At 67.2% G+C, this 22,433-nt stretch carries 26 protein-coding genes and 1 tRNA gene; 21 read left to right on the forward strand and 6 right to left on the reverse strand.

The annotated features are described in order from the left end of the window. The first annotated feature begins 47 nt into the window (after positions 1–47). From plsX to ACIPQB_RS21145, 6 genes are all read left to right on the forward strand, one after another. Complete coding sequence (gene plsX / locus ACIPQB_RS21120) at positions 48–1,103, forward strand: phosphate acyltransferase PlsX (RefSeq protein WP_446487293.1); 1,056 nt, start codon at positions 48–50, stop codon at positions 1,101–1,103. Continuing rightward, complete coding sequence (locus ACIPQB_RS21125) at positions 1,100–2,077, forward strand: beta-ketoacyl-ACP synthase III (protein WP_446487220.1); 978 nt, start codon at positions 1,100–1,102, stop codon at positions 2,075–2,077. Before plsX ends, ACIPQB_RS21125 begins: the two co-directional genes overlap by 4 nt. Before the next feature lie 201 nt (positions 2,078–2,278). Next, positions 2,279–2,581: an integration host factor subunit alpha gene (locus ACIPQB_RS21130; protein WP_007667198.1), complete on the forward strand. Its 303-nt coding sequence runs from the start codon at positions 2,279–2,281 to the stop codon at positions 2,579–2,581. A 13-nt stretch (positions 2,582–2,594) separates the two neighbouring features. After that, on the forward strand, positions 2,595–3,023 hold the full coding sequence (locus tag ACIPQB_RS21135; protein WP_446487221.1) for a MerR family transcriptional regulator: 429 nt from the start codon (positions 2,595–2,597) through the stop codon (positions 3,021–3,023). A gap of 74 nt (positions 3,024–3,097) precedes the next feature. After that, positions 3,098–3,174, forward strand: a tRNA-Pro gene (locus tag ACIPQB_RS21140). Between the two features lie 131 nt (positions 3,175–3,305). Next, positions 3,306–4,496, forward strand: a complete 1,191-nt coding sequence (locus ACIPQB_RS21145) for a DUF3089 domain-containing protein (protein WP_446487222.1) — start codon at positions 3,306–3,308, stop codon at positions 4,494–4,496. Here the strand turns inward: ACIPQB_RS21145 and ACIPQB_RS21150 are convergent. After that, the gene (locus tag ACIPQB_RS21150) at positions 4,493–4,714 is read right to left on the reverse strand and encodes a DUF2842 domain-containing protein (RefSeq protein WP_446487223.1); all 222 of its coding nucleotides are present in this window, start codon (positions 4,712–4,714) and stop codon (positions 4,493–4,495) included. The two genes, ACIPQB_RS21145 and ACIPQB_RS21150, sit on opposite strands and share 4 nt — an antisense overlap. After that, positions 4,711–4,974, reverse strand: a complete 264-nt coding sequence (locus tag ACIPQB_RS21155; protein ID WP_446487224.1) for a GlsB/YeaQ/YmgE family stress response membrane protein — start codon at positions 4,972–4,974, stop codon at positions 4,711–4,713. The genes ACIPQB_RS21150 and ACIPQB_RS21155 overlap by 4 nt, the downstream gene beginning before the upstream one ends. A gap of 164 nt (positions 4,975–5,138) precedes the next feature. Between ACIPQB_RS21155 and ACIPQB_RS21160 the strand changes: the two genes are divergently transcribed. From ACIPQB_RS21160 to ACIPQB_RS21195, 8 genes are all read left to right on the forward strand, one after another. After that, on the forward strand, positions 5,139–6,170 hold the full coding sequence (locus ACIPQB_RS21160) for a COX15/CtaA family protein (protein ID WP_446487225.1): 1,032 nt from the start codon (positions 5,139–5,141) through the stop codon (positions 6,168–6,170). A 79-nt stretch (positions 6,171–6,249) separates the two neighbouring features. Beyond that, positions 6,250–7,734: an alkaline phosphatase gene (locus ACIPQB_RS21165; protein ID WP_446487226.1), complete on the forward strand. Its 1,485-nt coding sequence runs from the start codon at positions 6,250–6,252 to the stop codon at positions 7,732–7,734. 178 nt (positions 7,735–7,912) lie between these two features. Continuing rightward, positions 7,913–8,386, forward strand: coding sequence for a 50S ribosomal protein L13 (gene rplM / locus ACIPQB_RS21170; protein WP_446487227.1), 474 nt, complete (start codon positions 7,913–7,915; stop codon positions 8,384–8,386). A gap of 3 nt (positions 8,387–8,389) precedes the next feature. Further along, positions 8,390–8,863, forward strand: a complete 474-nt coding sequence (gene rpsI / locus ACIPQB_RS21175) for a 30S ribosomal protein S9 (protein WP_446487228.1) — start codon at positions 8,390–8,392, stop codon at positions 8,861–8,863. A gap of 72 nt (positions 8,864–8,935) precedes the next feature. Beyond that, complete coding sequence (locus tag ACIPQB_RS21180) at positions 8,936–9,232, forward strand: hypothetical protein (RefSeq protein ID WP_446487229.1); 297 nt, start codon at positions 8,936–8,938, stop codon at positions 9,230–9,232. Between the two features lie 4 nt (positions 9,233–9,236). After that, on the forward strand, positions 9,237–10,190 hold the full coding sequence (gene argC / locus ACIPQB_RS21185) for an N-acetyl-gamma-glutamyl-phosphate reductase (protein ID WP_446487230.1): 954 nt from the start codon (positions 9,237–9,239) through the stop codon (positions 10,188–10,190). Between the two features lie 98 nt (positions 10,191–10,288). Beyond that, positions 10,289–10,477 (forward strand): type II toxin-antitoxin system HicA family toxin, encoded by a 189-nt coding sequence (locus tag ACIPQB_RS21190; protein WP_446487231.1) that lies wholly within the window; start codon positions 10,289–10,291, stop codon positions 10,475–10,477. A gap of 5 nt (positions 10,478–10,482) precedes the next feature. After that, complete coding sequence (locus tag ACIPQB_RS21195; protein ID WP_446487232.1) at positions 10,483–10,878, forward strand: type II toxin-antitoxin system HicB family antitoxin; 396 nt, start codon at positions 10,483–10,485, stop codon at positions 10,876–10,878. Positions 10,879–10,901: 23 nt separating this feature from the next. On the opposite strand, the gene ACIPQB_RS21200 is transcribed toward ACIPQB_RS21195, so the two are convergent. Both ACIPQB_RS21200 and soxR read right to left on the reverse strand, forming a co-directional pair. Beyond that, positions 10,902–11,768: an alpha/beta fold hydrolase gene (locus ACIPQB_RS21200; protein WP_446487233.1), complete on the reverse strand. Its 867-nt coding sequence runs from the start codon at positions 11,766–11,768 to the stop codon at positions 10,902–10,904. Between the two features lie 117 nt (positions 11,769–11,885). Further along, entirely contained in the window at positions 11,886–12,353 is a 468-nt protein-coding gene (soxR, locus tag ACIPQB_RS21205) for a redox-sensitive transcriptional activator SoxR (RefSeq protein ID WP_446487234.1), read from the reverse strand. 75 nt (positions 12,354–12,428) lie between these two features. On the opposite strand from soxR, the gene ACIPQB_RS21210 reads away from it, so the two are divergent. Next, positions 12,429–12,785, forward strand: a complete 357-nt coding sequence (locus tag ACIPQB_RS21210; RefSeq protein WP_446487235.1) for a hypothetical protein — start codon at positions 12,429–12,431, stop codon at positions 12,783–12,785. Positions 12,786–13,645: 860 nt separating this feature from the next. Here ACIPQB_RS21210 and ACIPQB_RS21215 read toward each other — a convergent pair. Further along, a complete protein-coding gene (locus tag ACIPQB_RS21215) occupies positions 13,646–15,415 on the reverse strand; it encodes a class I poly(R)-hydroxyalkanoic acid synthase (RefSeq protein WP_446487294.1) in 1,770 nt (589 codons plus the stop codon). Between the two features lie 332 nt (positions 15,416–15,747). Here ACIPQB_RS21215 and ACIPQB_RS21220 point away from each other — a divergent pair, with 332 nt between their 5' ends. The 6 genes from ACIPQB_RS21220 (at position 15,748) to ACIPQB_RS21245 (ending at position 21,507) form a co-directional block, all read left to right on the forward strand. Beyond that, complete coding sequence (locus ACIPQB_RS21220) at positions 15,748–16,212, forward strand: hypothetical protein (protein WP_446487236.1); 465 nt, start codon at positions 15,748–15,750, stop codon at positions 16,210–16,212. Positions 16,213–16,322: 110 nt separating this feature from the next. Further along, positions 16,323–17,543 (forward strand): LL-diaminopimelate aminotransferase, encoded by a 1,221-nt coding sequence (locus ACIPQB_RS21225; RefSeq protein ID WP_446487237.1) that lies wholly within the window; start codon positions 16,323–16,325, stop codon positions 17,541–17,543. Between the two features lie 58 nt (positions 17,544–17,601). Further along, on the forward strand, positions 17,602–18,891 hold the full coding sequence (locus ACIPQB_RS21230; protein ID WP_446487238.1) for a homoserine dehydrogenase: 1,290 nt from the start codon (positions 17,602–17,604) through the stop codon (positions 18,889–18,891). A 45-nt stretch (positions 18,892–18,936) separates the two neighbouring features. Continuing rightward, positions 18,937–19,890, forward strand: coding sequence for a class II fructose-bisphosphatase (glpX, locus tag ACIPQB_RS21235; RefSeq protein WP_446487239.1), 954 nt, complete (start codon positions 18,937–18,939; stop codon positions 19,888–19,890). 131 nt (positions 19,891–20,021) lie between these two features. After that, entirely contained in the window at positions 20,022–20,336 is a 315-nt protein-coding gene (locus ACIPQB_RS21240) for an EthD family reductase (RefSeq protein WP_446487240.1), read from the forward strand. Positions 20,337–20,535: 199 nt separating this feature from the next. Continuing rightward, positions 20,536–21,507 (forward strand): class 1 fructose-bisphosphatase, encoded by a 972-nt coding sequence (locus tag ACIPQB_RS21245; RefSeq protein WP_446487241.1) that lies wholly within the window; start codon positions 20,536–20,538, stop codon positions 21,505–21,507. 75 nt (positions 21,508–21,582) lie between these two features. Here the strand turns inward: ACIPQB_RS21245 and ACIPQB_RS21250 are convergent, their stop codons facing one another. Then, positions 21,583–22,284: a class I SAM-dependent methyltransferase gene (locus tag ACIPQB_RS21250; protein WP_446487242.1), complete on the reverse strand. Its 702-nt coding sequence runs from the start codon at positions 22,282–22,284 to the stop codon at positions 21,583–21,585. Positions 22,285–22,433: the final 149 nt, after the last annotated feature.

Below are 22,433 nucleotides of genomic sequence, written 5' to 3' on the forward strand. Positions count from 1 at the left end.
GCCGATAGCGCCTCGTGCCTGAACCTATCGTCATTTCGATCGACGCCATGGGCGGAGATCATGGCCCGTCCGTCATCGTGCCGGGCGTGGCGATCGCCGCGCGCAACCTGCCCGACGTCCGCTTCCTGCTGCATGGCGACGAGGCCCTGCTGAACGCCGAACTGGCCAAGTGCCCGCCCGCCCGGGTGGTCAGCGAGGTGCGCCACACCGACAAGGCCATCGCCATGGACGAGAAGCCCGCCCAGGCCATGCGCCGGGGCAAGGGCTCCAGCCTGTGGAACGCCGTCGAGGCGATCCGCGACGGCCAGGCCAACGCCGTGGTCTCGGCCGGCAACACCGGCGCCCTAATGGCCATCTCCAAGCTGATCCTGCGCATGGGCGCCAATCTGGAGCGCCCGGCCATCGTCGCCAGTTGGCCGACCATGACCGGCGTCTCGGCCGTGCTCGACGTCGGCGCCAATGTCGAGAGCGACGCCAAGCAGTTGGTCGAGTTCGCAATCATGGGCGCGGCCTTCCACCACGCGGCCCACGGGTCCGAGCGCCCGACCGTCGGCCTGCTCAATGTCGGCTCCGAGGACCAGAAGGGCCACGAGGAGGTGCGCGAGGCGCACGCCATCCTAAAGGAGGCCAAGCTCGACTTCGACTATCGCGGCTTCGTCGAGGGCACCGACATCGCCAAGGGCACGGTCGACGTCGTCGTCACCGACGGCTTCACCGGCAATGTCGCCCTGAAGACCGCCGAGGGCCTGGCCCGGTTCTTCGCCGCCGAAATCAAGTCGACCCTGACCTCCGGGCCGTTCGCCCTGCTGGGCGCGCTGATCGCCTCGCGGGCCCTGGGCAAGATGCGCAACCGCCTGGATCCTGGGCGGGTCAACGGCGGGCCGCTGCTGGGCCTGAACGGCATCGTCGTCAAGAGCCACGGCGGGGCCGACGCCCGCGGCTTCGCCTCGGCGATCCGTGTGGCCGTGGACCTGGCGCGCAGCGACTTTTCGGCCGAAATCGAACGTAATCTGAAACGCCTGACCGAAACCGGCCTCAAGGCCGATGCAGACATCACGGCCGGAGGCGTGTCGGGCGCCGACGGCCAAGGAGCTTTCGAGTGAGCGTAGTTCGTAGCGCGGTGACCGGGGTCGGGGCCTATCTTCCGGCCAATGTGGTCACCAACGACGACTTGGCCAAGACGGTCGACACCAGCGACGCCTGGATCGTCGAACGCACCGGCATCCGCCAGCGCCACAAGGCGGCGGACGACCAGCCGGTGTCGGACCTGGCCCTGCGGGCCGCCCAGCAGGCGCTGGAGAACGCCGGCAAGACCGCCGCCGACGTCGACCTGATCATCGTCGCCACCACCACGCCCGACCTGACCTTTCCGGCCACGGCGGTGATCGTCCAGCGCAAGCTGGGCGCGCCGGTCGGCATCGCCTTCGACGTCCAGGCGGTGTGCTCGGGCTTCGTCTACGCGCTCAGCGTCGCCGACGGCTTCGTGGCCCGGGGCCACGCCAAGTGCGCCCTGGTGATCGGGGCCGAGACCATGACCCGGCTGATGGACTGGACCGACCGCGGCACCTGCGTGCTGTTCGGCGACGGGGCCGGGGCGGTGGTGCTGGAGCCGCGCGAAGGGCAGGGGACCACGGCCGACCAGGGCCTGCTCGGCTTCGCCCTGCGCGCCGACGGCACCAAGCAGGAGCTGCTCTATGTCGACGGCGGCCCGTCGACCACCGGCACGGTCGGCAAGCTGCGGATGCTGGGCAACCAGGTGTTCAAGCATGCGGTGATCAACATCTCCGAGGCGATCCACGCCGCCGCCAAGGCGGCCGACGTGACCATTCCCGAGGTCGACTGGTTCATCCCGCACCAGGCCAACCAGCGGATCCTGGCCGGCGTCGCCCACCGGGTCGGCATCGACGAGGACAAGGTGATCTCCACCGTCGCCCTGCACGCCAACACCTCGGCCGCCTCGATCCCGCTGGCCTTCGCCCAGGGAATCGCCGACGGCCGCATCAAGCCGGGCCAGCTGCTGCTGCTCGAGGCGATGGGCGGCGGACTGACCTGGGGCGCCTGCGTCCTGCGCCTCTAGGCGCCTCCCAGCGTCACCAGAACGGCGGCAGGAGCGACCAGCTTGCAATATCGCCTGAAGTCTTGGCCCTCAGCCTTTGACTCCATGCGATAATCACGGCATGCAGGCTCCAGTTGATGGGCGCGCGTTGCGGAAACACGGGGCTCGACCCGGTCTGACGTGCGCGTGCTTTGGGTTTGTCAATCAAGCGTAGGGGGCGTCATGAAGGGCGCGACATTGACCCGGGCCGACCTCTGCGAGGCGGTCCACGAGGAAGTCGGTCTGACCCGCCAGGACTGCGCGGGCCTGGTCGAACGGACTCTCGACCTCGTCGCCGAGGCTCTGGAGCGGGGTGAAACCGTCAAGCTCTCCGGATTCGGCGTCTTCCAGGTCCGCGACAAGCGCGCCCGGATGGGCCGCAATCCCAAGACCGGAGAGCCCGCCGAGATCGAGCCCCGCCGGGTGATCGGCTTTCGGGCCTCGCAGGTCATGAAGGCGCGAATCGACCGCGCCTTGGGCGGCTAGGGCGCGATCGGCGGTGGCGAAGGGACCCAACGCCTTCCGCACGATCTCCGAAGCCGCCGAAGAACTGGGCGTGCCGCAGCACGTCCTGCGCTTCTGGGAAACCAAGTTCTCGTTCATCCGACCCATGAAGCGGGCCGGCGGCCGGCGGTTCTACCGCCCGCAGGACATCGCCGTGCTCAGCGGCGTGCGCGCCCTGCTGCACGCTGAGGGCTACACCATCAAGGGCGTGCAGAAGCTGCACCGCGAGCAGGGGCTCACCCATGTGATCGCCGCCGGCCTGGGCGACAACGGCTCGGCCTCGCTCGACCTGCCGATCCACAGCCAGGCCGATTCTCCGCTGACGGCCGATCTGGCCGACGAGGCCCGCGAGCGGCTGGTCTCGACCCTCGACGACCTGGAGGCCGTCAAGGCCCGGCTGGACGGGCTTCTGCGCGGGCTCTGAACCGCCGGCAAATTCGCCGCGAAATCCCATTGCCCCCGGCAAGGCTCGCACCTATAAGGGCGCTCCTTCCGGATCGGAGCGTGGCGCAGCCTGGTAGCGCACTTGACTGGGGGTCAAGGGGTCGCAGGTTCGAATCCTGTCGCTCCGACCATTTCCTTCACCGGGAATGCGACCGGAAGAACGCAAAGGCCGCCCGAAAGGGCGGCCTTTTTCGTTGCAGACCGCCAGTTGAAATTACATGCGTAATCTTCAAGCCTCGCCTAGCAAGCAAAGGCGAGGCGGATGGCGATCTTGAACCAAGGGCGGTGGGTGGCCGGGGCGATGGTTCTGGCCTTGATCGGGGCAAGCGGTCCAGCCTCGGGGCGGCAAACGATCGCGGCGCCAATGGACTATTCCCGGTCCGAGAGTTGGCTTTGCCATCCGGACAAGCCCGGAGCCTGCGTGGCCGAGCCGGCGACTATCCTGACCGCCTCGGAGCAGGCGCGGGAGCCGGTGGCCGTCCATCGCGATCCGCCGATCGATTGCTTCTACGTCTATCCGACAGTGTCTAACGATCCGGCGCCGAGCGCTACGGGACGGGAGTCGGAAGCCGAGCGCCGGGCGGCGCGTCGCCAATTCGCGCGGCTGGGTTCGGTGTGCCGGCTCTATGCACCGCTCTACCGACAAGCGACGTTGTGGCAGATGAAGCAGAGCATGGCGGGTGAAAAAATCTCGCCGACGATCTTCGCCGAGGTGCGAGCCCTAGCTGAGGCCGACGTGACCGCTGCCTGGGCGTACTATCTGAGGCACGACAATCACGGGCGAGGCTTCGTGCTCATCGGCCATTCGCAGGGCTCGGGCATCCTGCAAACGGTGATCGGCAACGCTATCGACGGCAAGCCCGTTCAAAAGCAACTGATCTCGGCCATCCTGCCGGGCAGCTTCGTGCTCGCGCCTGCAGGCAAGGACGTGGGCGGTACGTTCGATTCCATTCCAGCGTGCCGGATTTTGGGCCAGCTTGGCTGCGTGATCGTGTTCAACGCTTACCGTTCGTCGGCCCCGCCGCCCACGCCACCGTCCTTTCCGAACGGACAAAAGCCGTTATGCACGAACCCTGCCGCTTTGGCGGGCGGGGCCGGGGTCCTGAGGCCCTATTTATCGACCCGAGGTGAGACGATCATCCCGGACTTCACCGAACCCGTTCGGCCGCTGACCACAAGGCCGCATCCCATCGCGACGCCTGTGGTGACCTTGCCGGATCTGTTCTGGGCCGAGTGTCGCGATGACGACGCGCACGGAGTTTATCTGGCCGTGGAGGCGCGGCCGACGAAGAATGATCATCGTACCGCGGTGCTGGTGGGCGACTGGACGGTAAACGGTGTTCGCGACCCGCTCATGGGCCTGCATCTGATTGATCTCGATCTGACCATTGGCAACCTGATCGACGTGGTCCGCGCGCAGTCGGGCTCCTACCAAGCGAAGGCCGATCGCTAAAGCCGCTTGTCGGCCTTGCCCATCCACGACATCAGCGGCAGCAGCGGCAGGCCCCAGGCGAGGCCCGCGACGGCGAAATAGACCAGGTGGACGGCGCGGTTGTCGGGCAGATAGTCGTAGAGGCTGGTGAAGGCCCAGACATAGGCGGCCAGGAACGCCATGATGCCGATCCCGCCGATCAACTTACGCAGGCGGGCGGGGATGAGGGGAGCGCTCAAGCGGGTCTCCGGAAGATGCTCGAAAAGATGCCGAGGACGGCCAGGAAGAAGATCGCGCCGACGCTGGAGACCAGCAGGCTGCCGAGGAAGCCGCTGAACCTCAGGTCCAGGCGCTGGGCGATGAACGCTCCGATGAACGAGCCGACGACGCCGATCAAGAGCTTGGTGAACAGCGCATGGCGGCGGGCCAGCACCAGGTCGGCGATCCAGCCGGCCAGGATGCCGATGACCACGGCCACGAACACGCCCACCCCGCTCATCGAAACCTCCGACCTCCAGCGCCGCCCGGGCCGTTCCGCCCGCCTGAGGGCAATCATCGCACGCCGCGTCGGACGCGTCATGAGGCCATGGACGTCGGCGCAAGTCGGGCGTACGGCAAAGCTTCGCCTTATTCAGGCCCACAACAGACGATCTTTGCGACTTCATGACGTCCTTTCTGCGTTCCGACCGTTCCCGGCCTGTAGCCGTCTGGCTGCTCGTCGTGGCCGTCCTCGTCTTCGCCATGGTGGTGGTCGGCGGCGCGACCCGCCTGACCGACTCGGGGCTTTCGATCACCCAGTGGAAGCCGATCATGGGCGCCCTGCCGCCGATGTCGGACGAGGCCTGGCGGGCCAATTTCGAGCTCTACAAGAAGATTCCGCAGTACCGGCTGGTCAATGCCGGCATGACGCTGGAGGCCTATAAGGGCATCTTCTGGTGGGAGTGGGCCCACCGCCTGCTGGGCCGTCTGGTCGGCCTGGTCTTCGCCCTGCCGCTTGTGTTCTTCCTGGTCCGCCGGATGATCCCCCGGCGGCTGATCTGGCGCTGCGTGGCCCTGCTGGGCCTGGGCGGCCTGCAGGGACTGGTCGGCTGGTGGATGGTGTCCAGCGGCCTGTCGGAGCGGGTGTCGGTGGCGCCCGAGCGGCTGATGATCCACCTGGGCCTGGCGCTGGCGCTGTTCGTCATGCTGATCTGGACGGCGCTGGACGCCTGGGCCGGGTCGCCGCGCATCGAGGAGCGCACCGCCTGGCGCGGCTGGGCCCTGGCCTTCCTGGGCGCGGTGTTCTTCCAGAGCCTGCTGGGCGCCCTGGTGGCCGGCAACGACGCGGGGCTGGTCTATAACGACTGGCCGCTGATGAACGGGGCGCTGATTCCGGCCGAATATGCCGGCCACGGCTTCTGGGGCACGATCGCCCACAGCCAGGGCGCGGTGCAGCTGCACCACCGGCTGATGGCCTACACCCTGTTCGTCGCCGCCCTGGTCATCGGCGCGGCCGCCGCCCGGGCCCGCCGCCTGCCGGAGGAGACCAAGCGGGTCGCCCTGGTGCTGGTGGGCGTGGTGTTCGTGCAGGCCGGCCTGGGGATCTGGACGCTGATGGCCAGCGTGCCCCTGGCCCTGGGCGTGCTGCACCAGGCCGGGGCGGCGATCCTGCTGGCCACCGCGACCGTCTTCGCCTGGCGGGTGCGACGGCCCTAGCGGTTTTGCGGCGGCGCTCAAAGAACTGTCACGAAACGCCAGCAGAGGACGTCCGACGTCCTTGCTGGAGACCCCGCCCGTGATCCGCGCTTCCCACTTCCTGGCCGGAGCCCTGCTCCTGGCCGCCGCGCCCGCCCTGGCCCAGACCGCCAAGCCGGCGGTCAACGCCGCGCCCAACGACGCCTATTACAAGGCTGGCGAGGCGGCCCTGGCCAAGGCCCTGACGGTCGCCCCCAACACCGGTCGCGCCAAGAACGTCATCCTGTTCCTCGGCGACGGCATGGGGATCTCCACCGTCGTCGCCAGCCGCATCTATGAGGGCCAGCAGCGCGGGGTCGACGGCGAGAGCAACTCGCTGGCCTTCGAGAAGCTGCCGTGGACGGCGCTGTCCAAGACCTACAGCCACGACACCCAGGTCACCGACAGCGCCGCCGGCATCACCGCCCTCACCACCGGCGTCAAGACCCGCAACAAGGTCATCGGCCTGACCGGCGCGGCCAAGCCGGAAAGCTGCGCCAGCGAGGCGGGGACCCGCGTCCAGACCATCGCCGAACTGGCCAAGGCCCACGGCCTGTCGGCCGGGGCCGTCACCACCACCCGCATCACCCACGCCACCCCGGCCGGGACCTACGCCCACACCGCCTATCGCGACTGGGAAGGCGACAGCGACATGCCCGCCGAGGCGCTGTCGGCCGGCTGCAAGGACATCGCCCGCCAGCTGGTCGAGGCGCCCGCCGGCCTGCGCCTCGACGTGGCCTTCGGCGGCGGCCGCTCGCGCTTCCTGCCCGAGGCCCAGGACGGCAAGCGCGCCGACGGCCGCGACCTGACCGCCGAATGGCTGAAAGCCCCGAACGCCGCCTATGTGACCACCGACGCCCAGCTGGCGGCCCTGGACCCGGCCAAGACCGGCCCGGTGCTGGGCCTGTTCGCCAATGAGCACCTGCCCTACGAGGTCGAGCGGCCGGTGCTGGGGCAGGGCGTGCCGACCCTGGCGGCGATGACCACCAAGGCCATCGACCTGCTGTCGAAGAACCCCAAGGGCTATTTCCTGCTGGTCGAGGGCGGCAAGATCGACATGGGCAGCCATCTCAACAACGCCAAACGGACCCTGACCGAGACGGTCGAGTTCTCCAAGGCGGTGCAGGCGGCGCTGGACAAGGTGGACCTGAAGGACACCCTGGTCATCGTCACCGCCGACCACAGCCACGGCCTGGTGATCTCGGGCTATGCGGCCCGCAACGCCCCGATCCTCGGCCTGGCGGGCAACGAGGGCGACCCGGTCGTGGCCGGCGACGGCAAGCCCTACACCGTGCTCAGCTTCGCCACCGGCCCCGGCGGTCCGGAAGGCGGCGGCACGCGGGCCGACCCGTCGAAGGAAGACACTGACGACATCGACTACCATCAGGCCGCCGTCGCCAACCTGCCCAGCAGCGCCCACTCGGGCGAGGATGTCGGCGTGTTCGCCGACGGGCCGGGAGCCTATCTGGTGCATGGCGTGGTCGAGGAGAGCTACGTCTACCAGATCATGCGCCACGCCTACGGCTTCGACGCCGACGCGAAGTAGAAGAGCGCGATGAGGTATTATGGTACCTCATCGCGAAATTCCTTGCTGCACAAGGGTTTGCGGAGTTTCTTGCGCGCGCATTGTTGACAGGCCGCGAACCGTCCTGTACCTGCCGCCCCTCACGCAGACGGGACCGCTTTCCTTGGCCCCCGACGCACAAGAAATACGGATCAATCCCATGCAAAAGACCACGGCTTCCCTGAAGCCCGCCGAGGTCGAGAAGAAGTGGATCGTGGTCGACGCCCAGGACGCCGTTGTCGGTCGTCTGGCGACGTTCATCGCCATGCGTCTTCGCGGCAAGCATCGTCCCGACTACACCCCGAACGTCGACTGCGGCGACTTCGTCGTCGTGATCAACGCCGACAAGGTGAAGTTCACCGGCAAGAAGATGGACGACAAGATCTACTATCGCCACACCGGTCACCCGGGCGGCGTCAAGTCGACCAACCCGCGCAAGCTGCTGGAAGGCCGCTTCCCGGAACGCGTCCTTGAAAAGGCCGTCGAGCGCATGCTGCCCAAGGAAAGCCCCCTGGCGCGCAAGCAACTGACCCACCTGCTCATCTACAACAACGGTGAGCACCCGCACCAAGCGCAGAGCCCCGAAGTGATCGATTTCGCTTCGCGCAACGCCAAGAACACCCGGAGCGCCTAAGTCATGTCCGAAGCTCAAGGCTTTGACGCGCTGGCCAGCCTGTCCAGCAACCCCGAAGCGGCCGCTCCGGCCGTCCAGAAGATCGACGCCCAGGGCCGCGCCTATGCGACCGGCAAGCGCAAGAACGCGATCGCCCGCGTCTGGATCAAGCCCGGCAAGGGTTCGATCACGATCAATGGTCGCGACCAGGAAGTCTATTTCGCCCGTCCCGTGCTGCGGATGATGATCGCCCAGCCCCTGCAGGTCACCGACCGCCTGGGCCAATTCGACGTCGTCGTCACCGTGGAAGGCTCGGGCCTGTCGGGCCAGGCCGGCGCCGTGCGCCACGGCCTGTCCAAGGCCCTGACCTATTACGAGCCCGGCCTGCGCACCCTCTTGAAGCCGCACGGCTTCCTGACCCGCGACAGCCGCGTCGTCGAGCGTAAGAAGTACGGCAAGGCCAAGGCCCGCCGCAGCTTCCAGTTCTCGAAGCGCTAAGCGCGTCACGTTTCGTGCTTATGGAAAGGGCGCTTCGGTTTCGGCCGAAGCGCCTTTTTCTTGGAGCAAGCCATGCCCTCCGAACCGGATTTTGGATGGCCGTCACAGTGGCGCGGTATCGCGGACACGGACGAGGCTGTTCTTCTGGAAGACGAACTCTATCGCGAAATGCTGTTTGGTCACCCGCTGCATCGCCTGGCTCCTGCCGCCCTGGCCCGGCGGGATGACCGCGACGGCGTACTTTTCTTGGCTTCCGACGGCCGTGTCGCTCAGGTGCATTTGACTTGGGCCGCGCGCGAACCCGGTTGGCCCACCGTGGTGTTCCACGCGACCTTAGACGACTGGGCGGCCGCTCAGATCGAGGAGTGATTGCATGACGACCTTGCCGAAAGTCTTCATTGACGGCGAAGCCGGCACCACCGGCCTGCAGATCCGCGAGCGCCTGGTCGGCCGCAAGGACCTGCAGATGGTCTCGATCGACCCGGACCGGCGCAAGGACCCGCTTGCCCGCAAGGCCATGCTCAACGACGCCGACGCGGTGATCCTCTGCCTGCCCGACGACGCCGCCCGGGAGGCCGTGGCGCTGATCGACAATCCGGCCGTCAAGGTGATCGACGCCTCGACGGCGCACCGCACCGCCGCGGGCTGGACCTACGGCTTTCCTGAACTGGACGAGGCCCAGCGGGGCAAGATCGCCGCCTCGACCCGTGTGTCCAATCCCGGCTGCTACGCGACCGGCGCCATCGCCCTGGCCCGGCCGCTGGTCTCGGCCGACATCATCGCGCCCGACCTGCCGCTGTCGTTCAACGCGGTGTCGGGCTACACCGGCGGCGGCAAGGCGATGATCGCCGAGTTCGAGGACGAGGCCGCGCCGAACTACACCAGAGCGCCGTACCGCATCTACGCCCTGACCCTGAACCACAAGCACGTGCCCGAGATCCAGTCGCATGGCGGCCTGCTGACCCGGCCGATCTTCACCCCGGCGGTCGGGCGCTACGCCCAGGGCATGCTCGTTGAACTGCCGCTGCATCTGGGCATGCTGAACGGCAGCCAGTCGCTGAGCGACATCCACGAGGCCCTGGCCAGCCACTATGCGCGCGAGCCGTTCGTCGAGGTGGCCAGCCTGAGCGAGGCCCGGGCGATGACCACCCTCGACCCGGAGGGCCTGAACGGCACCAACCGCCTGAAGCTGTTCGTGTTCGGGGCCGAGGACAGCGGCCAGGTCCGCCTGGTGGCCCTGCTCGACAACCTCGGCAAGGGCGCCTCGGGCGCGGCGGTGCAGAACCTGAACCTGATGCTGGGCTTGAAGGAAGGTGCGGGGCTTTAGGCTTCGTCGTCGGAGGGCCGTTCCGCGTCGCCGTGGGGCGTGTGTATCGGTGTGTTCCAGATTGACAAGTGCGCCTTTCAGTGTGTATTAATGCGCACATGGATAGCCGCGACATCATCACGGCGCTCAAGGCTGACGGATGGGCTGAAGTGGCGCGTCGCGGCTCGCACGCTCAGTTCAAACACCCGACGAAACCGGGCCGTGTCACTGTCCCCCATCCGAAGAGGGACATTCCCATCGGAACTCTGCGCTCGATCGAGCGGCAGTCCGGCCTGACTCTGAGGTGACTGAAATGGCCAATTACATCGCCCTGATCCACAAGGACGCCGACAGCGACTACGGCGTCTCCTTCCCCGACTTTCCCGGCGTCGTCACGGCGGGGACTTCGCTGGACGACGCCCGCGCCATGGCCGAGGAAGCCCTGGCGTTGCACGTCGAGGGTCTGGTCGAGGACGGTGACGCCATCCCCGAGCCTTCCTCCCTGGAGAGCATCATGGCCGACGCCGGCAACCGCGACGGCGTCGCCATCATCGTCCGCCTGGCCACCGAGGCCAAGAAGGCGGTGCGCGTCAACATCACCCTGCCCGAAGACGCCCTCCGCGACATCGACCGCTACGCCGAAGCGCACGGCCTGACTCGCTCCGGCCTGCTGGTTCAGGCTGCCCGGCGGATGATGGAAAGCGCTTAGGCGCGGCTTGCTCACCGGCCCCACTATGCATGAACCCGCCCGAGAAAGTCGCGGATGAGCGGGACCACTCCGTCGAGATGGGTCTCCAGCAGCCAGTGACCGCCGTCGAGCATATGGATTTCGGCGTCAGGCAGGTCGCGCAGATAGGCGCGGCCGGAGGCTTCGGGCATGTAGCCGTCCCGCGGGCCCCAGACGATCAGGGTCGGCGGCCGGTGCTCGCCAAGATATCGCCGATGCTGGGGAAACCAGGCGCGGTTCTCCTTCAGGCCGGCCAGCAGGTCGACCGCGATCTCTCGACGCCGCGAGGTCATCAATGACCAGTGCAAGGTCCACAAATCGGGCGGGATGCCGTCGGCGAGTTCGGGCCTGACCCCGTTCAGGAATTCCTGCCTGAAAGTCTCTTCATCGACGGCTTCCGCCAGCCTGGCCCGCATCTCCGAGGCGGGCAGCGTCCAGGTCTCCTCGATCTCGGCATATTTCGGTCCCAGCGCATCCTCGTAGGGAATGTCGCCGTTCTGGATGATGAGCGCCTTGACCCGCTCGGGCGCCCTGATCGCCAGCCGCGCGCCGATCGGAGATCCGAAGTCGTGCAGATAGAGGGCGAAGCGGTCGACGCCCAGCGCCGTCACGAAGCCATCGAGGAACGCCGCATAGCCGTCAAAGCTGTAGTCGAAGCCTTCCGGCGTTCCGCTATAGCCTGCGCCGGGATAGTCGGGCGCGATCAGCCGCCAGCGGTCGGCCAGCCGCGGCATGAGGTTGCGAAACGCGTAGGACGAACACGGATAACCATGCGGAAGCAGAACGGCCGGCGCGTGTTCCGGTCCAGCTTCGCGGTAGAAGGCGTCGACGTCGCCAATCGTGATGCGACGGTGCCGCACGAGCCTGTCCATAGGCTGTCTCCTTGCTCGTTTCTCCTGGACGGGCGGCGGGGACGCGCGCCCATTTTCGAAACGCCTGGGGCGGTCGGTCGGGCTCTTCGTCGAGACAGGTTAATGGGGGGGGCGGCGCTACGCTCCGTCGCTCTCCAATAACCGCGGCCCCGCGCCCTGGGCGCCGAGGGCGTCGGCCGGATTGCGCAGCGGGCAGGCGGTTAGGGACAGGCAGCCGCAGCCGATACAGTCGTCGAGCTGGTCGCGCAGTTGGCCCAGGCGGCGGATGCGGTCGTCCAGCTCGGCCCGCCAGGTCCGCGACAGCTCGGCCCAGTCGCCGGCGCTCGGGGCGCGGTCCTGCGGCAGGTGGGCCAGGGCATGCCGGATCGCCGCCAGCGGGATGCCGGTGCGCTGGGCGACCTTGATCACCGCCACCCGGCGCAGGACCCCGCGCGGATAGCGGCGCTGGTTGCCGTCGCTGCGCAGGCTGCGGATCAGCCCCTTGGTCTCGTAGAAGTGCAGGGTGGAGACGGCCACGCCGCTGCGCCTGGCGACCTCGCCGACGCTCAGGGTTCCGCCGGGGACCGGGAAATCGGGCTTCGACATCGGCGCTTGACCTCAACTTTGGTTGAGGTTTTACACGGGAGGCTCCTCTCACGGCAACGCCCTCCAGGAGCCTTCATGACCACGCTCACCGTTCCCGATCGCGCAGCGGTCGCCGCAGCGCTGTCCGACCCGCCGGTCTTCAATGTCAGCATCATCCGCCCCAAGCCCGGCAAGTTCGACGAATTCGTCGCGGTCCAGCACGCCCAGTTCCTGCGGCTGCGCGGCCAGGTGCAGGGCGTGCGCGGCAACCGGATGCTCACCTCGCCCGAGAAGGGCGTCGTGGTGCTGGTGGCGTCCTTCGACACGGCGGCGGACGCCCGGCGCTTCAGCCAGGACCCGCGCTTCACCGAGCACCTGGAGCGGGTCAAGCCGCTGATCGACAGCGCCGAAGCCCTGCCGGTCGAGCTGGCCTACGAACTGGGCGTCATCTAGCGGGCCCGGCGGGTCCGGCCCTGTTTGGGAAGTTTGAGGAAGTTTGAGGGACACACACTCATTTCCCCTGACGCAAATCTTGGCTGAAAGGGCCGTGAGGGAAATGAGTGTGTGTCCCTCATCCTTCAGCGTCTACATCGACATGTCGGCATAGTGAATTAGGGACACATTTCCCCAACACGCCTCCCGCCTGCGAAGTGGGGATGGAATGAGTGTGTGTCCCTCAGCCGTCCCGACGCTCTAGGCGTCAGACCGTGGGCGTGAGGCGTCCACGTGGAAAGAGTGTGTCCCTTTTTGCCAAGAGTCTCCACCGTTTGGTGGATGCGCATCGTCTTCTTCTGACCCCACACTTACGTGCCAGTACATACGCGAAACTTGCCGTGTGTGTTTTGTAAATCTATTAATGGTTTGAAAATGAGCGATAATCACCTTGATCTCTCGAAAGCAAAGTTCAGCACTACAGACAATTTGTCTGATGTTGATCTGGCGGGAGGGGTACACACCTTAAGTGACGGTAACGTTGTCTCGGTTGGAGCAGTCGGCGGTGAGCTTGCCGGCTATACGGTTAAAGATTCATCGGGCAAGCTGCTAAATCATATGAAGTCAGCGCCACCGACTCGGTTGGGGGAAAGCTCTGCTGGCTTTGCTATTACCCGGAAAGTGGCCTCTACACCTGCGTTAGGGTAAGCTGTGTCCCGATAACGCTCGAACCCGTCTGAATTCACACGACGATTGTATGGCTTCTTTGAAACGAGTGAAACGAGGGTGAGGGACACACACTCATTTTCGCAACGGCTTCGCGGCCGACACTGCGGTGGGGAAATGAGTGTGTGTCCCTCACCCTCTCCCTAAAGCCGCCCTCAGGCCGCCGCGTTCGACCGCACCCGCACGAAGCTGCCCGGCGCGTCTTCGATCGGCTTCAGCGGGCCCTTGGTCGGATCGCGAGCCGGGATCTGCTGGCCCGACCGCGCGCCCAGCCATTGGGCCCAGTGCGGCCACCACGAGCCGGGATGCTCCGTCGCCCCCGCTCGCCAGGCCTCGGCCGAGGCGGGCAGGCCGTCATTGGTCCAGTACTGGTACTTGTTGGCGTCGGGATGGTTGATGACCCCGGCGATATGGCCCGAGCCGGCCATGGTGAAAGTCACCGGGCCGCCGAACGCCTGGGCGCCGCGATAGACGCTGCGATAGGGGGCGATGTGGTCGTCCTTGGACGACTGCACATAGATCGGGATCTTGACCTTCGACAGATCCAGCGTCTCGCCGCCCAGCACCAGTCGGCCCTGGGTCAGGGCGTTGTCCTTGTAGAAGTTGCGCAGGTAGTAGAGGTGCAGGGCCTTGGGCATGCGCGTCTGGTCGGCGTTCCAGAACAATAGGTCGAAGGGCCGCGGCTCCTTGCCCATCAGGTAGTTGTTGATGAAGAACGACCAGATCAGGTCGTTGCCGCGCAGGCTGTTGAAGGTGTCGGCCATCGACTGGCTGGGCAGGTAGCCGCCCTGTTGGTCGATCAGGGTCTCGATCGACTTCAGCCATTCCTCGTTGGTGAACAGCAGCAGGTCGCCGGCCTCGGCGAAGTCCTGCTGGGCGGCGAAGAAGGTGGCCGAATTGATCCGTTTGTCGCCCTTGGCGGCCATGTGGGCCAGGGCGCAGGACAGCAGGGTGCCGCCGATGCAGTAGCCGACGGTGTTGACCCGATCGACGCCGCACTGGGCCATGACCTGCTGGCTGGCGTCGTAGACGCCCTCGAACATGTAGTCCTCGAAGGTCTTGTCGGCCTGGCGGCTGTCGGGATTGACCCAGGAGGCGACGAACACCGTGAAGCCCTGGCCGGTCAGCCAGCGGATCATCGAATTGTCGGGCCGCAGGTCGAGGATGTAGTACTTGTTGATCCAGGGCGGGAAGATCAGCAGCGGGATCTCGTACACCGCCTCGGTGGTCGGGGTGAACTGCAGCAGCTGCAGGATGTCATTTTGGTAGACCACCTTGCCGGGGGCGGTGGCGACGTTCTCGCCGACCTTAAACTTGGCCAGGTCGGTCTGGCTGATGGCCAGCTGGCCGCCGCCGCGCTCGAGGTCGGCGGCGAAGTTCTCCATGCCCCGCACCAGGCTTTCGCCCTTGCTCTGCATCACCTCGCGCAGGGCGGCGGGGTTGGAGATCAGGAAGTTCGACGGCGAGAAGGCGTCGGTCAGCATCTTGGTGAAGAACTCGACCCGGCGCTTGGCGGTGGGGTCGACGCCCTCGGCCTGGGAGACCAGGTCGTTGAGCCAGTTCGACGACAGCAGATAACTCTGCTTCATCATGTCGAACATCGGGTTGGCGGCCCAGTCGGGGTCGCTGAACCGCTTGTCGCCCTTGGCGGGGGCGACGACCGGTTCGGCCGGTTCGCCGGTCACGCGGCGGGCCGCCGACTGCCACAGGTCCATGTAGCGGCTGAAGAGGTCGGCCTGGGCCCGCAGCAGGCGGTCGGGCTGGGCGGCCAGGCTGGTCATCACCTCGTTGAAGGCGGGACCGACATGGAAGGGGTCGGGGCTCAGGGCCGCCGGCCGGTCGGCTTGACGCAGCGCCGCCTCGGCGATCGCGCCCTGGGCGGTGACCGCCGCCCGGGCCAGATTGGCCGACAGCGCCTCCATCATCTTGATCTGATCGGGCGACAGCAAGGCGTCGAGATTGGGGAGGGGACTGGGGCTGGCCGGCGGCGGCGGCTGGCGGGTCGCCGATTCGGCCGCCGCGACCCGGGAGTCCGGCTCGGTCTTGGCCTGCGGCGCAGCTTTCGGCGCGGCCTTGGCCCTGGGCTTGGCGTCGGCCGGGGCCGCATCCGCCTTCGCGGCGGGCCTTTTTCGAGTTTTGGCGGCGGTTTCGCTGATGGCCATGGGCTTTGCTTCACCTTCTTGTCCGAAACCATCTGGCCTTGGCGGCGCGGATGGCCTTTCGCTCGACGCGATCATCGCATAAGACCTGAGACAAGATGAACGACCAAACCGGCAAAATCGTACGTCTTGGCGTACACATCCGCAGTGCGATCCTGATGGGCGCGGTTGTGGGCGTCGCCGGCTGTGCGTCGCCGTTCACGCCGCCTCCCGCCGATCCGGCCTCGCCGGTGGCCGCCGCCGCCAACGCCGCGGCCAAGGCCTCGACCCACGCCACGCGTCCGACCTTCGCCGAGATTCCGGCCATTCCGACCGACATCCGCACGCCGGTGCAGTTCAAGAAGGCTGTCGGCGCCGAGAAGCTGGCCGCCGAGGAACTGAAGCGCCAGACCGCTCCCAATACCTGGACGCTGTCGGACACCGAAGGCTACGCGTCCAAGGCCCGCCGCGTGGCCAAGGTTCCGGCTCCCGCCGCTCCCACCGACGCCGACCGCGCCGCGACCGAAGCCTTCGCCAAGGCGGCGCGTGACCGAGCTACCGCGCCTCCGTCCAAGTCCCAATAGGACGACGGAGGCATAATTTCCCTTGAACTGGCTTGGCTAGGCCCCGCTTGGGGTCTATCCATGCCCGACATTTGCTCCCGGCGCGCCGCAGCGGCGCAATGAGCCATTTCATGACCTCCGACTTCCACCGCATCCGTCGCCTGCCGCCCTACGTTTTCGAAGAAGTGAACAAGATCAAGGCGCGCCTGCGCGCCGAGGGCACCGACATCATCGACTTCGGCATGGGCAATCCCGACATGCCGACCCCCAAGCACATCGTCGACAAGCTGATCGAGACGGCGCGCGATCCCAAGGCCGGCCGCTATTCGGCCTCCAAGGGCATCGCCGGCCTGCGCAAGGCCATGGCCGGCTATTACGGCCGCCGGTTCGGCGTGAAGCTCAATCCCGACACCGAGGTGATCGCCACCCTGGGCTCCAAGGAAGGCTTCGCCAACCTGGCCCAGGCCCTGACCGCCCCCGGCGACGTGATCATCTGCCCCAACCCGGCCTATCCGATCCACGCCTTCGGCTTCATCATGGCCGGCGGGGTGATCCGCCACGTGCCGGCCCTGTCGCCCGAGCAGTATCTGTCCAACATCAGCCGGGCGGCCAAGCACTCGGTGCCGCCGGCCAGCGTGCTGATCCTGTCCTATCCGTCCAACCCGACCGCCCAGTGGGTGGACCTGGACTTCTACAAGGACGCCGTCGCCCTGGCCAAGAAGCACGAGCTGCTGGTGATCAGCGACGTGGCCTATGGCGAGATCTATTTCGACAACAACCCGCCGCCCTCGATCCTGCAGGTCGAAGGGGCCAAGGACATCGCCGTCGAGGTCAATTCTCTGTCGAAGACCTACGCCATGGCCGGCTGGCGGGTGGGCATGGTGGTCGGCAACGCCCGCATCTGCTCGGCCCTGGCCCGGGTGAAGTCCTATCTCGACTACGGCGCCTACACCCCGGTGCAGGTGGCCGCCGCCGCGGCGCTGAACGGCCCGCAGGACTGCGTCGACGAGATCCGCGGCATCTACAAGAGCCGCCGCGACACCCTGGTGTCGTCGATGGCGCGCGCCGGCTGGGACATCCCCAACCCGCCGGCCTCGATGTTCGCCTGGGCCAAGATCCCGCCGGCCTACGAGGCCGCCGGCTCGATGCTGTTCTCGCGGCTGCTGATCGAGGAGGCCGGCGTCGCCGTCGCCCCCGGCATCGGCTTTGGCGAATACGGCGAAGGCTTTGTGCGCATCGGCCTGGTCGAGAACGAGCAGCGCATCAAGCAGGCCGCCCGCAACGTCAAGAAGTTCATCGCCAACGCCGACACCATCCTGGCCAAGGCGCACAACAAGATAGAACAGGTCTGAGCCGCCCGCCCAGCAGGGTAGGGGCGCGGCTCGGCCTCCCGGACCAGGAACGCAGAACATGACTCAGAAAACCTGGCGCGTCGGCGTCGCCGGCCTCGGCACCGTCGGCGGGGGGCTGCTGCAGTTCCTGGCCGAGCGGCCCGACTTCGCCCCGGCCGGCGACCGGGCGGTGGTCACCGCCGTGTCGGCGCGCTCGCGCTCCCGGCCGCGCACCATCGACATCTCGGGCCTGGCCTGGTTCGACGACCCGGTCGCCCTGGCCTCGTCGCCGGACGTCGACCTGTTCGTCGAGCTGGTCGGCGGTTCCGACGGCCCGGCCAAGGCCGCGGTCGAGGCGGCGCTGAAGCTGGGCAAGCCTGTGGTGACCGCCAACAAGGCCCTGATCGCCGAGCACGGCGCCGAACTGGCCGCCCTGGCCGAGGCCAACAACGCCCCGCTGCTGTTCGAGGCCGCCGTGATGGGCGGCACCCCGGCGGTGAAGATGCTGCGCGAGGCCATGGTCGGCGACGAGGTGGTCGGCGTGGCCGGCATCCTCAACGGCACCTGCAACTTCATCCTCAGCGAGATGGAAAAGACCGGCCGCGACTTCGCCGACGTGCTGCGCGAGGCCCAGGCCCTGGGCTATGCCGAGGCCGACCCGACCATGGACGTCGGCGGCTTCGACGCCGGCCACAAGATCAGCATCCTGGCCGCCCTGGCCTTCGGCTGCGCGCCCGACTTCGACGCCGCCGAGATCGAGGGCATCAGCGATGTCGAGCTGCTCGACATCAAGCTGGCCAAGGACCTGGGCTATCGCATCAAGCTGGTGGCCAGCGCCGCCAAGACCGACGGCGGGGTGGCGGTGAAGGTCCATCCCAGCCTGACGCCGCTCGACCACCCGCTGGCCCAGGCGGGCGGGGCGCTCAACGCCCTGTTCATTGAGGGCAAGCGGATCGGCCGGATCTTCATCCAGGGCCCCGGCGCGGGCGCGGGCCCGACCGCCGCCGCCGTGGCCGCCGACATCGCCGACGTCATGACCCGCGCCGTCCGGCCGGTGTTCCAGGCCCCGGCCGGCCAGTTGAAGCCGTTCGTCGCCGTCGACCCCGCCCGGTCGGTCGGCAAGGCCTATCTGCGGATCATGGTCCGCGACGAGCCGGGCGCGATCGCCGCCATCTCCGAAACCCTGGCCGAGTGCGCGGTCTCGATCGACAGCTTCCTGCAGAAGCCCGTCGAGGGGGCGGGCGGGGTGCCGATCGTGCTCGTCACCCATGCGACTCCGGAATCCAATCTTCTGGATGCGATTAGCCGCATCGAAAAGCTGCATGCCGTGCTAGAGCGTCCCCGCCTTTTGCGCGTCGCGCGCATCTGAGAACCGCGCAAAGCGGCTGGGACTAAGGCCTGCTGGGAGAGACTGATGAGCTCGAAGACCCTGGACCGCTCGCTGGTCCTGGACGCGGTCAGGGTGACCGAGGCCGCCGCCATCGCCTCCTGGACCCTGGTGGGCCGGGGCGACGAGATGGCGGCCGACCAGGCGGCGGTCGACGCCATGCGCAACGCCCTCAACGAACTGGCGATCGACGGCGAGATCGTGATCGGCGAGGGCGAGCGCGACGAGGCGCCGATGCTCTATATCGGCGAGAAGGTCGGCACCGGCAAAGGTCCGAAGATCGACATCGCCCTCGACCCGCTGGAAGGCACCACCCTGACGGCCAAGGCCATGCCCAACGCCCTGGCCGTGATGGCCTGGGCGCCCAAGGGCACGCTGCTGAACGCCCCCGACACCTATATGGACAAGATCGCCTGCGGTCCCGGCCTGCCGCCGGGGGTGATCGACCTGGACAAGTCGCCGGCCGACAACGTCAAGGCCGTCGCCGCCGCCAAGGGCGTCGAGGCGACGCAGATCACCGTCTGCGTGCTGGACCGTCCGCGCCACGCCGAGATCATCGCCAGCGTTCGTTCGGTCGGGGCCAGGGTCTATCTGATCACCGACGGCGACGTGGCCGGGGTGATCGCCACCACCGACCCCTCGACCGGCATCGACCTCTATGTCGGCTCGGGCGGCGCGCCGGAGGGGGTGCTGGCCTGCGCGGCGCTGAAGTGCGTCGGCGGTCAGTTCCAGGGCCGGCTGGTGTTCCGCAACGGCGACGAGCGCACCCGCGCCGCCAAGTGGGGCATCACCGAGCTCGACAAGAAGTACGACCTGCACGACATCGTCCGCGACGAGGCCATCTTTGCGGCCACCGGCGTCACCTGGGGCAACCTGCTGGACGGGGTGACCTACAAGGACGGCTTCGTCCACACCCATACGCTGGTGATGAATTCGTCGACTGGCACGGTGCGCGAAGTGCGCATGAAGCGGAAGGTCTAGATCGCGCACTCCTAGGCTGCCGGCGGTAGCTGCAAGGTTCTGATTCAAGCGTCTTCAGGATGCGCTTCACAAGCCGGCGCGCTAGAAGGCCCCTTGGGCGTTCGGAGAGGCGCCCAGGCAGGAGCCCGATCATGATCAAGATGAGCGTCTATTATCCGGCCGATGGCGGCTCGAAGTTCGATCACGACTATTACCGCACCCGCCACCTGCCGCTGATCCGGGAACGGCTCGGCGCTGCCTGCCTGCGCTACGAGATCGAGAAAGGCCTTGCGGGTCGCGAACCTGGAAGCGCGCCGGAGTTCGTCGCGGCGTGCCACGTCTACTCGCCGACTCTGGAGACATTCGAGGAGGCGTTCGGTCCCCACCGCGCGGAAATCGTCTCGGACGTCGCCAACTACACGGACATCGCGCCCATCGTGCAGTTCAGCGAAATCATTGAAGGGTAGGGGGCTTGGGCGCGTCAGGCGCGCGATTTCGATATCGGGCGACTGGCTCTAGGCGGATTTTGCATGCCCCGTCGTAAGCCCGTCGCCTTTTGCAGGTCATAACCCGAAAACCGAGCGTGCGGCGGGGGGAGCCCGCGTTGGCGCGGGCGGTTGCATTGACTAAGGTCGCGGCGAATCCCGCCGCCATTCGAGGCCCTGAATGACCACGCTGATCGATCTCGCCGGATACCTGGCCGCCGAGCAGGCCGCCGACGAGGCCGTGAAGGACGTGGTCGCCACGGTCGCCGCCGCCTGCGTCCAGATCAGCAGGGTGGTGGCCTCGGGCGCGATCTCCGGCAGTCTGGGCGCGGCCGGCGTCGTCAACGTCCAGGACGAGGAGCAGAAGAAGCTCGACATCATCACCAACGACATCCTGCGCGACGCCCTGAAGGGCTGCGCGGCGGTGGCGGGCCTGGCCTCCGAGGAGCTGGAGGAGATCGAGACCACCGGCCGGCAGGGCGGCTTCCTGGTCACCTTCGATCCCCTGGACGGCTCCAGCAATATCGACGTCAACGTCTCGGTCGGGACGATCTTCTCGATCCTGCCCGCGCCGGCCGGCCGCACCCCGACCGAGGCCGACTTCCTGCAGCCCGGCCGCGGCCAGGCCGCCGCCGGCTACGCCGTCTACGGTCCGCAGACCATGCTGGTGCTGACCCTGTCGACGGGCGTGGTCGCCTTCACCCTCGACGCCTCGGGCGCCTGGCTGCTGACCCATGGCCAGGTGGCCATTCCCGCCGACACCGCCGAGTTCGCGATCAACATGTCCAACCAGCGCCACTGGGCCGAGCCGGTGCGGCGCTATATCGACGGCTGCCTGCAGGGCAAGGCGGGGCCGCGGGGCAAGAACTTCAACATGCGCTGGGTGGCCTCGATGGTCGCCGACGTCCACCGCATCCTGATGCGCGGCGGGATCTTTCTCTATCCGTGGGACAGCCGCGAGCCGGACAAGCCCGGCAAGCTGCGCCTGCTCTACGAGGCCAACCCGATGTCGCTGATCGTCGAGCGCGCCGGCGGCAAGGCCACCACCGACGGCCAGGCGGCGATCCTCGACATCCAGGCGACCAAGCTGCACCAGCGGGTGCCGGTGGTGTTGGGCTCGGCTAACGAGGTGGCGCAGGTGGGGGCGGGGTAGACCCGATGGGACGACGCCGACGGGAGGTTCGACCCGCAGGCGAAGTTCGGAGGGGCCGCAGGCGCCTTGCGGCAATCAAGTCCTCACAGCATGCCACCCTCGGATCATGAACGCCTGGAAGAACGGGATTGGCTTCAGGAAGCCGGCGGCTTCCCACAAAGCTTCCGTCTCCGCCGGGGTCAGAACGCTCAACACGTCCCGCATCATGCCGCCAAGCTTCGTCAGCGACTCCGGCGTTGCGCCCGTTAGAACTTGGATTCGCTTCCAGTCTTCCAGCATCTCGGGAAACTCCGGGGCGTCCAGGTCGCCGCTGATCTCGGCGCTGGCGAAGCAGCCTCCCGGCTTGAGGCGATCATGAATGGCCGAATAGAAGGCGCGTCGGTCTTCGCGTTTGATGAAGTGCGCGACCAGTAAGCTGACCGCGGCGTCAAATCCGTCGTGGGGAACATCCTGGGCATATCCCTGAAGAAGCTGGCAACGATCCAGCACGCCGGCCTGTTCGAGCCGGTGTCGCCCCACAGCCAGCATCTCATCGGACGGATCGACGCCGACGAACGACCAGCCCGGATATATCCTGGCCAACGACAGGATTTCAGCGCCGGTCCCTACTCCGACGCACAACACGCGCGCATCGGCGGGCAAGTCCGCCAGAACCAACTGCAGCAGGAAATGCAGGCTGTCGGAGATGGGGGCGAGCGCGCTGTTCCGACGATCATAGGCGTCGGCGATCTCCTGGTTGAAGAGGTTGGGCGAGGTCGCGGGTCTCAGCTGTTTCATTGTTACATTATAACAGGAAATTTGGCGCGCCATCCATCCTGTCTCTGTCAGCGTCGAGCGATTGATCAGTTGGGAGGCGGAGGTCCGCACGCCACCCTTCTCAGCCTCTGACAGCGTCCGCTTAGCGGTCCCACATGGTCGGTAACCCG

It is taken from the genome of Caulobacter sp. LARHSG274 (assembly GCF_052871235.1).